At 74.0% G+C, this 12,862-nt stretch carries 7 protein-coding genes; 4 read left to right on the forward strand and 3 right to left on the reverse strand.

Annotation, left to right across the window (positions count from 1 at the left end; all coding sequences use genetic code 11):
- Positions 1-59: 59 nt before the first annotated feature.
- Together ACWEQL_RS05780 and ACWEQL_RS05785 are read left to right on the forward strand one after the other, a co-directional pair.
- A complete protein-coding gene (locus ACWEQL_RS05780; RefSeq protein WP_452148901.1) occupies positions 60-1,085 on the forward strand; it encodes an ATP-binding cassette domain-containing protein in 1,026 nt (341 codons plus the stop codon).
- Positions 1,082-1,891: an ABC transporter permease gene (locus ACWEQL_RS05785; protein ID WP_452148902.1), complete on the forward strand. Its 810-nt coding sequence runs from the start codon at positions 1,082-1,084 to the stop codon at positions 1,889-1,891. Before ACWEQL_RS05780 ends, ACWEQL_RS05785 begins: the two co-directional genes overlap by 4 nt.
- A 92-nt stretch (positions 1,892-1,983) precedes the next feature.
- On the opposite strand, the gene ACWEQL_RS05790 is transcribed toward ACWEQL_RS05785, so the two are convergent.
- Both ACWEQL_RS05790 and rpsA read right to left on the reverse strand, forming a co-directional pair.
- Positions 1,984-4,206, reverse strand: coding sequence for an MMPL family transporter (locus ACWEQL_RS05790; RefSeq protein WP_452148903.1), 2,223 nt, complete (start codon positions 4,204-4,206; stop codon positions 1,984-1,986).
- Between the two features lie 278 nt (positions 4,207-4,484).
- Positions 4,485-5,975: a 30S ribosomal protein S1 gene (rpsA, locus tag ACWEQL_RS05795; RefSeq protein ID WP_452148904.1), complete on the reverse strand. Its 1,491-nt coding sequence runs from the start codon at positions 5,973-5,975 to the stop codon at positions 4,485-4,487.
- 412 nt (positions 5,976-6,387) lie between these two features.
- Between rpsA and ACWEQL_RS05800 the strand changes: the two genes are divergently transcribed.
- Both ACWEQL_RS05800 and hrpB read left to right on the forward strand, forming a co-directional pair.
- Positions 6,388-7,302 carry a class I SAM-dependent methyltransferase gene (locus ACWEQL_RS05800; RefSeq protein ID WP_452148905.1) on the forward strand — a complete coding sequence of 305 codons (915 nt, stop codon included), beginning with the start codon at positions 6,388-6,390 and terminating at the stop codon, positions 7,300-7,302.
- Between the two features lie 10 nt (positions 7,303-7,312).
- Positions 7,313-9,886 carry an ATP-dependent helicase HrpB gene (gene hrpB / locus ACWEQL_RS05805; RefSeq protein ID WP_452148906.1) on the forward strand — a complete coding sequence of 858 codons (2,574 nt, stop codon included), beginning with the start codon at positions 7,313-7,315 and terminating at the stop codon, positions 9,884-9,886.
- 75 nt (positions 9,887-9,961) lie between these two features.
- On the opposite strand, the gene polA is transcribed toward hrpB, so the two are convergent.
- Complete coding sequence (gene polA, locus ACWEQL_RS05810) at positions 9,962-12,643, reverse strand: DNA polymerase I (RefSeq protein ID WP_452148913.1); 2,682 nt, start codon at positions 12,641-12,643, stop codon at positions 9,962-9,964.
- Positions 12,644-12,862 lie beyond the last annotated feature (219 nt).

Genomic DNA, 12,862 nt, shown 5'->3' on the forward strand with positions numbered 1-12,862 from the left:
CAGAGTGGAAGGGTGTGCGCCCGCGGGCGGGCGCGCCGGTGAAGGCGGGAGGTCCGGCCGTGACCGAAGCGATCCTGGCGGAAGGCCTGGTCAAGCGGTTCAAGGAGACCCAGGCCCTGGCGGGCGTCGACCTGGTGGCCAGATCCGGCACCGTGCTCGGCCTGCTCGGGCCCAACGGCGCCGGCAAGACCACCGCCGTGCGGATCTTCGCGACCCTGCTGCGCCCCGACGGCGGCCGGGCCCTGGTCGGCGGGCACGACGTGGTCCGCGAGGCGGGCCGGGTCCGCTCCCTGCTCGGCCTCACCGGCCAGTACGCCGCCGTCGACGAGAACCTCACCGGCACCGAGAACCTGCTGATGATCGGCCGGCTGCTCGGCCTGTCCCGGCCCGAGGCCCGCGCCCGGGCCGCCGAACTGCTGGAGCGCTTCGGGCTCACCGACGCCGGCGCCCGCGCCGCCAAGGGCTACTCCGGCGGCATGCGCCGGCGCCTCGACCTGGCCGCCAGCCTGGTCGGCCGGCCCCGGATCCTCTTCCTGGACGAGCCGACCACCGGCCTCGACCCGCACAGCCGCGGCGAGGTCTGGGACCTGCTGCGCGGCCTGGTCGCCGAGGGCGTGACCGCCCTGCTCACCACCCAGTACCTCGACGAGGCCGACCGGCTGGCCGACGAGATCGTGGTCATCGACAAGGGCCGGGTGATCGCCGAGGGCACCCCGGACGAGCTCAAGGACCGCACCGGCGGCCAGGTGCTGGAGCTGCGGCCGCTGCGCGCCGAGGACCTGGCCCGGGCCCACGCCCTGATCGGCGAGGCCGCCGGCGATCACGCCCGGATCGAGGGCGGGGCGGTCACCGCCCCGGTCAACGACCCCGAGCTGATGCCCGCCGTGGTCCGCCGCCTGGACGCCGCCGGGATCGCGGTCGGCGAGCTGGCGCTGCGCCGCTCCAGCCTGGACGAGGTCTTCCTCGCCCTGACCGGCCACCGGGCCGAGCCACCCACCGACGCCGACGCCGATCCCGGCGGCCCCGGCGGTCCCGCCGAGGACGCCGGCGAGGACACCTACGAGCAGGCCGGGAGGCCGTCATGACCGCCGTCGTCACGGGCCGCGCGCCCGCCCCCGCCGGCCGGGTCCACCCGGTCGCCGCGCTGCGGCAGACCGGCACGATGGCCTGGCGCAGCCTGGTCTCGGTCAAGCACAACCCGCTGGAGCTGGTGGACTTCAGCGTCACGCCGATCATGTTCGTGCTGCTGTTCACCTACGTCCTGGGCGGGCAGATGGCCGGCTCCCCGCAGGCCTACCTGCAGTACGCGCTGGCCGGGATCATCTGCCAGAACGCGCTCTTCACCACGATGTACACGGCGATGGCGCTGAACACCGACCTGACCAAGGGTGTCTTCGACCGGCTGCGCAGCCTGCCGATCGCCCGCTCGGCCCCGCTGCTCGGACGGATCGCCGCCGACCTGTGCAAACAGCTGTGGGCGATGCTGCTGATGATCGGGCTGGGCACGCTGATGGGCTTCGACCTGACCAACGGGATCCCCGGGCTGGCCGCGGCGGCCGCGCTGCTGCTGGTGTTCACCGCCGCGGTCTCGTGGAGCGCGGTGCTGATCGGGATGCTGGCGGGCGACGCCGAGAAGGTGCAGGTCTTCAGCTTCGTGGTGATCTTCCCGATCACCTTCACCAGCAGCGCCTTCGTCCAGGTCGACACCATGCCGGGCTGGCTCCAGGCCTGGACGGACGTCAACCCGGTGACCCATCTCTCGGACGCCGTCCGCGGCCTGCTCACCGGCGGGCCGGTGGCCTCGCCGGTGCTCTGGTCGCTGGTCTGGGCGGCGGGCATCGCCGCGGTGTTCGTCCCGCTGGCGATGCGCGCCTACCGCGCCCGGAGCTGAGCCCCGCCGCCCCCACGGCCCGACCGCCACTCGGGCCCCGCCGTCCCCACGGGCCCGGCCGCCGGGGTGCCCCGAAGGCCGGGCCCGCCGGCTCAGCCGGCGGGGACGCCCGCCAGGTCGTGGGCCGCGGCGCGCGGGGCCGGGACGACGGCCGGGGCGGCGCTGACCGGCGGCAGCTCGACGTGCTCGCTGAGGCCGAACCGCCGGTGCAGGCGGCGCAGCGGGGCCGGGGCCCACCAGTTGAAGTCGCCGAACAGGCTCATCGCGGCCGGCACCAGCAGGCAGCGCACCAGGGTGGCGTCCACCGCGACGGCGACGGCCAGCGCGATGCCCATCTGCTTGACCATGAGCATGTCCCCGGCGGCGAAGCCCGCGAAGACGATGACCATCAGCAGGGCCGCCGAGGTGATGATCCGGCCGCTGCGCTGGACGCCCAGCTCCACCGAGCGGTGGTTGTCGTAGCCGCGGTCGCGCAGCTCCTTGATCCGGGCCAGCAGGAAGACCTCGTAGTCCATCGAGAGGCCGAAGGCGAAGGCGAAGACCAGCACCGGTATGAAGGTCTCCAGCCCGCCGGTCGGGCTGAAGCCGAGCATCCCGCTGAAGAAGCCGTCCTGGAAGACCAGGGTCAGCGCGCCGAGCGAGGCGCCCAGCGAGAGCAGGTTCATCAGCAGGGCCTTGACCGGCATCACCACCGACCCGGTCATCAGGAAGAGCAGCACCAGGGTGCCGAGCGCGACCAGGCCGAGGGCGATCGGGCCCCGGGTCATCAGCTCGTCCTTGAAGTCGACCACCGAGGCGGCGCCGCCGGTGACGTGGGTGGTGAGGCCGCCGCGGTCGCCGCGCAGCTCCTCGACCACCTTCTGGGCCTGCTCGCCCTGCGGGTCGCCGTGCACCAGCACGTCGATGGTGGAGACCGTGTCGCCGGTGCCGACAGGGCTCACCGCGCGCACCCCGCTGACGCCGGGCAGCTTGGCGACCACCTCGTCGGCGTACGCCTGGGCGGCCTGGGCGCCGCTCTCGACGACCACGGTGACGGGGGCGGCGGAGGCCTGCGGGAAGCGCTGGTCGACGGCCTCGGCGACCTGGCGGCCGACGGAGGAGTGGGGCAGTACGGAGGCGCCGGAGCTGCGCATCTCGGCGTGCAGGAACGGCGCGCCGGCGGCGACCAGCACCGCGGTGCAGGCCAGGGCGACGAGCACCGCGCGCTTGCGGACCCGGCGGACGGTGCGGCTGAAGAAGCCCTCGTCGGGGACGGGCGCGGTGGGCGCCTTGACCCGGTGGCCGGCGAAGCCCAGCAGGGCGGGGACCAGGGTGAGCGCGGCGGCGACGGCGATCACCACGACGCTCACGCCCGCGGCGGCGACCGCGCCGAGCACGGGGCTGGAGAAGACGAAGAGGCCGGAGAGCGCGACGGCGACGGTCAGCCCGGAGAAGGCGACGGTCCGGCCGGCGGTGGCGGAGGTGCGTTCGACGGCGGCGGCGATGGTGGCGCCGTGCCCGCGTTCCTCGCGGAAACGGTTCACCATGAGCAGCGCGTAGTCGATCGACAGGCCCAGGCCCAGCACGGTGGCGATCGGCAGCACGCTGGTGTCGATGTCCATGATCTTGCTGAAGCCGAACATGGCCAGCAGCGCGCCGCCCACCGAGGCGACGGCGCCGATCACGGGCAGGCTCGCGGCGGCCAGGCCGCCGAAGACCAGCACCATGACGATCAGGGTGAGCGGCAGGGTGACCATCTCGCCGAAGCGGGTGTCCCGCTCGGTCTGCTCCTTGACCTCCTGCTCCAGCACCAGGTCACCGCCCACCTTGACGGTGGTGCCGTCCGCGCCGATCCCGGCCAGCTTCGCGGCGACCGCGTCGGCCTGGGCGGGGGTGCTGCCGTCGGCCATCCGTACGGAGACCAGGCTCGCGGTGCCGTCGGCGGAGCGCAGCGCGGCGGCGGACGGGTCGGCGGCGTAGGCGTCCGCGGTGGAGGAGACGCCGGGGAGGGCGGCGATCTCGGCGGTGGCACGGGTGACGGCGTCCCGGACGGCCGGGTCGTCGACGGGCCTGCCGTCGACGAGGGCGGTGACGGTGCCGCTGGCCGGGTCGGCGGCGGCGACCACGGCGCTGCCCCGGTCGGCCTCGGAGGCGGCGGAGGAGGCGCCCGCGACGGACCCCTCGAACACCCGGCCGCCGATCAGCACGCCGAGCACCAGGACGACGGCCCAGAGTCCGAGCACCCAGCGGCGGTGGCGGAAGCAGAACCGGCCGAGGGCGGCGAGGCGTCCGGGGACCTTGGGGTCCTCGGGGACGAGCGCGGGGTCGGGGGTCACTGCGGGGGGTGTCACTGCGGTGCTACGGCGCATGTGCAGGTGGTGCCCTTGCGTGTGGGGCCGATCGTAGGACCGATCGGGCAACTCACCCCAAGGTAGGTGTTACGGGACGAAACACCTAGAGAGGTGTGATGAGCCCCTTATCACAAAATCCCCACAGCTAAAGGACACCTAAGCGCCATCGGCCATCCGCGGCCGGGAACGCGTGTGACCCCCACCCGGCGAACCGGGTGGGGGTCACACGTCCTTCAGCTAGGCACTAGCCGAGGGGACAGAGCTCAGCTCTGGCCGCCGGCCAGCTTCTCGCGCAGGGCGGCGAGAGCCTCGTCCGAGGCGAGCGCACCGGTGCCCTCGTCGCTGGAGGAGGAGTAGTTGCCACCGGCGGCGGCGGCGACGGCGTCGCCACCCTCGGCAGCGGCCTCCGCGTCGGCCTCACGGCTCTTGATGACCTGGGCCTGGTGCTGCTCGAAGCGGGCCTGCGCCTCGGCGTACTGGCGCTCCCACTCCTCACGCTGCTTCTCGAAGCCGGGCAGCCAGTCGTTCGCCTCGGGGTCGAAGCCCTCCGGGTAGATGTAGTTGCCCTGGTCGTCGTACGAGGCGGCCATGCCGTACAGGGTCGGGTCGAACTCGACCTCGGCCGGGTTGGCACCCAGGGCCTCGTTGGCCTGCTTGAGCGACAGGCTGATGCGACGACGCTCGAGGTCGATGTCGATGACCTTGACGAAGATCTCGTCGCCGACCTGGACGACCTGCTCCGGGATCTCGACGTGGCGCTCGGCCAGCTCGGAGATGTGGACCAGACCCTCGATGCCCTCGTCCACGCGGACGAACGCACCGAACGGAACCAGCTTGGTGACCTTACCCGGAACGACCTGGCCGATCTGGTGGGTACGGGCGAACTGCTGCCACGGGTCCTCCTGGGTCGCCTTCAGCGACAGGGAGACGCGCTCGCGGTCCATGTCCACGTCGAGAACCTCGACGGTGACCTCCTGGCCGACCTCGACGACCTCGGACGGGTGGTCGATGTGCTTCCAGGACAGCTCGGAGACGTGGACCAGACCGTCGACGCCACCCAGGTCCACGAAGGCACCGAAGTTGACGATCGAGGAGACGACGCCGGAGCGCACCTGGCCCTTCTGCAGGGTGGTGAGGAAGGTCTGGCGGACCTCGCTCTGGGTCTGCTCCAGCCAGGCACGGCGGGACAGGACCACGTTGTTGCGGTTCTTGTCCAGCTCGATGATCTTGGCCTCGAGCTCCTTGCCCACGTAGGGCTGGAGGTCACGGACACGACGCATCTCGACGAGCGAGGCCGGGAGGAAGCCACGGAGGCCGATGTCGAGGATGAGACCACCCTTGACGACCTCGATGACGGTACCGGTGACGATGCCGTCCTCTTCCTTGATCTTCTCGATCGTGCCCCAGGCACGCTCGTACTGAGCGCGCTTCTTGGACAGGATGAGACGACCCTCCTTGTCCTCCTTCTGGAGAACCAGGGCCTCGATGTTGTCACCGACGGCGACGACCTCGTGCGGGTCAACGTCGTGCTTGATCGAGAGCTCGCGGGACGGGATGACGCCCTCGGTCTTGTAACCGATGTCGAGGAGGACCTCGTCACGGTCGACCTTCACGATGACGCCCTCGACGATGTCGCCATCGTTGAAGTACTTGATGGTCTCGTCGATCGCGGCGAGGAACGCGTCCGCGTCGCCGATGTCGTTGACCGCGACCTGCGGGGTGGTGCTGAGGGAGGAGTCGGTGGGGCTCGTCATTAGGAAAAGGGCTCCGGTACGGACATGAAGTCGTAGGTAATGCCACGCGGAGGGCCCGTATCGCTCCCACCGAAAGCCGGACAGCCCAGAACACGGCGCACCGGGATTCCCGTACAACGAGAAACCGGCGTCCGTCTTGCGACCGTGGGGTCTTCGACAGATGCGAGCGCGACCTGCTCCGTCCGAGGCGCGCAGGCCCGCAGCGCAACTTGTAGCATACGGGGACAGCCAGGCACGGTCAACGCCAAGGGCGGCGAGACGGTGGAGGCCGGGATGGATCAGGCCATATCCTCCGATAGCGCACCTCGACGGTGGGCGGCCGCAGGGAGGCGTCCCCGGATGCCACCGCCGGGATCGGGCCCCTGAGGGCCGTCTCACGGCAGCGGCGCTTCCGCATCCCACACCCTACGCGATGGGCTTTATCACCTTGGCCACCACCCCCGTACCCGCGCCGGACGAGTTCGACTACGACCCGGCCGCCTTCGACCCCGAGGGCCCGCACGGCCACGACGGTGACGACGACGGCGACGAGGGCGACGACGCGGTCCGGCGGGACGCCGGCACCGGCGAGAGCAGCCGGGCCAGCCGCCACTGGTGGGACCGCAACGCCGACGAGTACCAGGACGAGCACGGCGCCTTCCTCGGCGACGACCGCTTCACCTGGTGCCCGGAGGGGCTGGACGAGGCCGAGGCGGGCCTGCTCGGCGACGTCGCCGGGCAGGACGTGCTGGAGCTCGGCGCCGGCGCCGCCCAGTGCTCGCGCTGGCTGGCCGCCCGGGGCGCCCGGGCGGTCGCGCTGGACATCTCGCACCGCCAGCTGCAGCACGCCCGGCGGATCGACCTGGCCCGCGACACCCCGCCGGTCCCGCTGGTGCAGGCCGACGCGGCGGTGCTGCCGTTCGCCGACGGCTCCTTCGACGTGGCCTGCTCGGCGTACGGGGCGGTGCCGTTCAGCGCCGACACCGCGGCGCTGATGCGCGAGGTGCGCCGGGTGCTGCGGCCCGGCGGGCGCTGGGTGTTCTCGGTGACCCACCCGATCCGCTGGGCCTTCCCCGACGAGCCCGGCGTGGAGGGCCTCACCGTCACCGCCTCCTACTTCGACCGCACCCCCTACGTGGAGCAGGACGAGCAGGGCCGCGCCACCTACGTCGAGCACCACCGCACGCTCGGCGACCGGGTGCGCGAGCTGGTCGGGGCCGGCTTCCGACTGGTGGACCTGGTCGAGCCGGAGTGGCCGGCCGGGCACGAGCAGGAGTGGGGCGGCTGGTCCCCGCTGCGCGGCCGGCTCTTCCCCGGCACCGCGATCTTCGTCTGCGAGCGGGACTGAGGCCCGGCCGGTGAACCCCGCCTGGCGCGACCTGCCCGTCCGCACCGCCCTGCCCGCCCTGCACCGGGCGCTCGACGAGCACGGCGTCGCCGTCCTCGCCGCGCCGCCCGGCACCGGCAAGACCACGCTGGTGCCGCTCGCCCTGGCGGGCCTGCTGGACCGGCCGGACGACGCCGGGGCCCGCGACGGCGGCGGCCCGGTGCGCCGGGTGCTGGTCGCCGAGCCGCGCCGGCTGGCGGTACGGGCGGCGGCCCGGCGGATGGCCTGGCTGCTCGGCTCCGCGGTCGGCGAGGAGGTCGGCCACACCGTGCGCGGCGAGCGCCGCGCCGGCCCGCGCACCGTGGTCGAGGTGGTCACCACCGGCGTGCTGCTCCAGCGCCTCCAGCGCGACCAGGAGCTGCCCGGGGTCGACGTGGTCGTCCTCGACGAGTGCCACGAACGCCACCTGGACGCCGACACCGCGCTCGCCTTCCTGCTGGACGTCCGCGCCGCCCTGCGGCCCGAACTGCGGATCGTCTGCGCCTCGGCGACCTCCGACACCGCGGCCTGGGCCGAGCTGCTCGGCGGCGCCCCGGTCGTCGAGGCGCACGGCGTCTCGCACCCCGTCGAGGTGCGCTGGGCGCCCCCGGCCCGCGCCGTACGCCCCGCCCACGGCACCCGGGTGGACCCGGCGCTGCTGGAGCACGTCGCGGCGACCGTACGGCGGGCGCTGGCCGAGCAGGACGGGGACGTGCTCTGCTTCCTGCCCGGGGCCGGCGAGATCGCCCGGGTCGCCGGACTGCTGGACGGCGCCGCGGCCGAGGTGCTGCAACTGCACGGCAGGGCCCCGCAGGCCGTCCAGGACGCCGCGCTCACCGTCGCCGCCACCCGGCGGGTGGTGCTGGCCAGCGCGGTCGCCGAGTCCTCGCTGACCGTGCCGGGGGTGCGGGTCGTGGTGGACTGCGGGCTGGCCCGCGAGCCGCGCACCGACCACGCCCGCGGCCTGGCCGGCCTGGTCACCGTACGGGCCTCGCTGGCCGCCGCCCGCCAGCGGGCCGGACGGGCCGGACGGGAGGCCCCCGGCACCGTCTACCGGTGCTGGGCGCAGGCCGAGGACGCCCTGACGGCGCGGTTCCCCACCCCGGAGATCGCGCTCGCCGACCTCACCCCGTTCGCCCTCCAGGCCGCCTGCTGGGGCGACCCCGACGCCACCTCGCTCGCCCTGCCCGACGCCCCGCCCGCCGGGGCGATGGCCGCCGCCCGGCAGACCCTGCGCGCCCTCGGCGCGGTCGACGACGACGGACGGGCCACCGACCGCGGTGTGCGGCTGGCCCGCACCGGGCTGCACCCGCGCCTGGCCCGGGCCCTGACGGACGGCGCGCCGCTGGTCGGCTCCCGCCGGGCCGCCGAGGTGGTCGCGCTGCTCTCCGAGGAACCGCCCCGGGCGCTCGGGGACGACCTGGGCGCCGTGCTGCGGCTGGTGCGGGCCGGCTCCGGCCCCTCTGCGGCCCCCGGCCGGACGGACCCCTACGCCGGGCGCTGGCGGGAGGAGGTCCGGCGGCTGCTGCGCGCGGTCGCCGAGACCCCGGCGACCGCGCTGCCGGACGCGGCGGCGGTCGGGCTGGTGGTCGGGCTGGCCTTCCCGGAGCGGATCGCCCGGGCCCGGGTGGAGCGGCCCGAGCCGGGCACCCGCAGCCCGTACCTGATGGCCTCCGGGACCGCCGCCGAGCTCGCCCCCGGCACCGCACTGGCCGGGCTGCCGTGGCTGGCCGTCGCGGTGGCCGACCGCCCGGCCGGCTCGCCCTCGGCGCGGGTGCTGCACGCGGCCGCGCTGGACGAGGAGACCGCCCGGCTGGCCGGCGCCCCGCTGCTGGCCGCCCGGGAGGAGGTCCACTGGGACACCCGGCGCGGCGAGGTCACCGCCCGCCGGGTCGCCTCGCTGGGCGCGGTGGAGCTGTCCGCCGAGCGGCTGGAGCGCCCCGACCCGGCCCTGGTGCGGGCCGCGCTGCTGGACGGGCTGGCCCGCGAGGGCGTCACCGAGCTGCTGAACTGGCCCGCCGGGGCGGCCGGCCTGCGCGAGCGGCTGGCCTTCCTGCACCGGGTGATCGGCGACCCCTGGCCGGACGTCACCGACGGGGCACTGCTGGCCTCGGCCGGGGAGTGGCTGGAGCCGGAGCTCTCCCGGGCCCGGCGGCGCGCCGACCTGGCCCGGATCGACACCGCGGCCGCGCTGCAGCGGCTGCTGCCCTGGGCGAGCGGCCAGGCCGGACGGCTGGACGAGCTGGCGCCGGAGCGGATCGAGGTGCCCTCGGGCTCCCGGATCCGCGTCGACTACGGCGGCGAGCGACCGGTGCTGGCGGCCAAGGTGCAGGAACTCTTCGGCTGGGCCGCGGCCCCGGCGCTGGCCGGCGGGCGAGCCCCGCTGACCGTCCACCTGCTCTCCCCCGCGGGGCGCCCGGCCGCCGTCACCGGCGACCTGGCCTCCTTCTGGCGGGACGGCTACCGGGCCGTGCGCGCCGAACTACGAGGCCGCTACCCCCGCCACCCCTGGCCGGAGGACCCGACCACCGCCGAGCCCACCCGGCGCGCCAACGCCCGCCGCTGAGACGGGCGTTGAGCCGCGGGCGACCGGAGTGCGCTCCGGTCGCCCGCGGCTGACGCGACATCAGGACGCCTGCGGTCAGTGCGCGGCGGCCTCCCAGTCCGCGCCGACGCCGACCGAGACGTCCAGCGGCGCGCGCAGCGGGTAGGCGCCGGCCATCTGCTCGCGGACCAGCGCCTCGACGCGCTCGCGCTCGCCGGGGGCCAGCTCCAGCACGATCTCGTCGTGCACCTGGAGGAGCATCCGGGACGCCAGACCGGCCCCGCGCAGCGCCTCGTCCACCCGCAGCATCGCGATCTTGACGATGTCGGCGGCCGAGCCCTGGATGGGGGCGTTGAGGGCCATCCGCTCGGCCATCTCGCGGCGCTGGCGGTTGTCGCTGTTGAGGTCCGGCAGGTAGCGGCGGCGGCCGAGCAGGGTCTCGGTGTACCCGGTGGCGCGGGCCTCGTCGACCACCCGGCGCAGGTAGTCGCGCACCCCGCCGAAGCGCTCGAAGTAGGTGTCCATCAGGCCCTGCGCCTCGGCCGGCTTGATGCCGAGCTGCTGCGAGAGGCCGTAGGCGGAGAGCCCGTACGCCAGGCCGTAGGACATCGCCTTGATCTTGCGGCGCATCTCGGCGTCGACCCGGTCGCCGGGGACCTCGAAGACCTGGGAGGCGACGGTGGTGTGGAGGTCCTCGCCGCTGGCGAAGGCCTCGACGAGGGCCTCGTCCTCGGAGAGGTGGGCCATGATGCGCAGCTCGATCTGCGAGTAATCGGCGGTCAGCAGCGCCTCGTAGCCCTCGCCGACGACGAAGGCGCGGCGGATGGCGCGGCCCTCCTCGGTGCGGACGGGGATGTTCTGCAGGTTCGGGTCCTGCGAGGAGAGCCGGCCGGTGGCGGCGACCATCTGATTGAAGGTGGTGTGGATCCGCCCGGCCGGGGAGACCGTCTTCAGCAGGCCCTCGACGGTGGTGCGCAGCTTGGCCTGGTCGCGGTGGCGCAGCAGGATGACCGGCAGTTCGTTGTCGGTCTGGGTGGCGAGCCAGGTCAGCGCGTCGGCGTCGGTGGTGTACCCGGTCTTGATCTTCTTGGTCTTGGGCAGGGCCAGCTCGCCGAAGAGGATCTCCTGGAGCTGCTTGGGCGAGCCGAGGTTGAACTCGTGGCCGGCGGCGGCGTGCGCCTCCTCGACGCAGCGCTGGATCTCGGCGGCGAACTGGGACTCCAGGCCGGTCAGCCAGGGGCGGTCGGCGGCGATGCCGTAGCGCTCCATCCGGGCCAGCAGCGCGGCGATCGGCAGCTCCATGTCGCGCAGCAGCTCGGTGGCGCCGGCCTCGGCGAGGCGGGTGTCGAACAGCTCGGCGAGGTCGAGGACGGCCCGGGCCTGGAGCATCAGCGCGTTGGCGCCGGCGGCGGCGTCCTCCTCCGGGGCGTCGAAGGAGAGCTGGCCGGACTCGGCGGCGGGCGCGGGGGTGAGCGAGCGGGCCAGGTACTCCTCGGCGAGGACCTCCAGGGTGAAGGTGCGCCGGCCGGGCTTCTCCAGGTAGGCGGCCAGCGCGGTGTCGGCGACGACGCCCTCGATGGTCCAGCCGCGTTCGGCGAAGGCGCGCATGACCTGCTTGGCGATGTGCAGCGCCTTGGGGGCGGCCGGGTCGGCGAGCCAGGCGGCGAAGGCGCGCTCGTCCTCCTCGGCGAGCAGCGCCGGGTCGAACCAGGCGGCCGACTCGCCGACCGCGAGGGCGACCTCGGTGACCTCGCCGCTGCCGAGGGCCCACCGGTAGACGGCGGTGAGCGCGATCCGGCCGGCGCTGGCGTGGCGCTCCAGCCAGGCGGCCAGGGCGCCGGCGTCGGTGAGCAGTTCGCCGTCGACCTCGACGCCGGGGGCGAGTTCGGCCTCGGCCTCGGGCTGCTCGGCGCCCGGGTCGATGCCGTAGACGCGGTCGCGGAAGTTGTTGTTGCGGAACTCCAGCGACTCCATGAGGGTGCCGACGGCGGCCCGGTCGAACGGGGAGCGGGCCAGGTCGGCGACGCCGAGCGGGAGTTCGACGTCGCGGACCAGCTCGGTGAGGATGCGGTTGCGCTTGACCGAGTCGAGGTGCTCGCGCAGCTTCTCGCCGATCTTGCCCTTGACCTCGTCGGCGCGGGAGACCAGTTCGTCGAAGGAGCCGAACTGGTTGACCCACTTGGCGGCGGTCTTCTCGCCGACGCCGGGGATGCCGGGCAGGTTGTCGGACGGGTCGCCGCGCAGGGCCGCCAGGTCGGGGTACTGGCGGGGGGTGACGCCGTACTTCTCGGCGACCTTCTCCGGGGTGTAGCGGGTGAGCTCGGAGACGCCCTTGGTGGGGTAGAGGACGGTGACGTGGTCGGTCACCAGTTGGAGGGAGTCGCGGTCGCCGGTGACGATCTGCACCTCGAAGCCGGCCGCCTCGGCGGCGGTGGCGAGGGTGGCGATGATGTCGTCCGCCTCGAAGCCCTCGACCGTCATCCGGGGGACGCTCATGGCGTCGAGCAGTTCGCCGATCAGGCCGACCTGGCTGCGGAACTCGTCCGGGGTCTTGGCGCGGTTGGCCTTGTAGTCGGGGAACTCGGCGGAGCGGAAGGTCTGCCGGGACAGGTCGAAGGCCACCGCGAGGTGGGTGGGCTTCTCGTCGCGGACGGTGTTGGCGAGCATCGAGGCGAAGCCGTACACCGCGTTGGTGGGCTGGCCGGTGGAGGTGTTGAAGTTCTCCACGGGCAGCGCGTAGTACGCCCGGTAGGCCATCGAGTGCCCGTCGAGCAGCATCAGCCGGGGGCGCTCACCGGCCCCGCCGCCACCAGCCGCGCCCTTGTCCGTACTCTGCGTAGCCACGTCGCCGTCCGTTCCTGCCGATTCCACTACCGGCAACCGATCCTATGGCCCGGCACCGACAAAAGGGGCGCGCGGCCGGGCTCGGGCACCGAGAGCGGTGTCCACCTCATCCCGCTCTCCTTCCTCTGGGACGGGACGGCGTTCCTGATCTCC

Source organism: Kitasatospora sp. NPDC004240 (genome assembly GCF_053603215.1).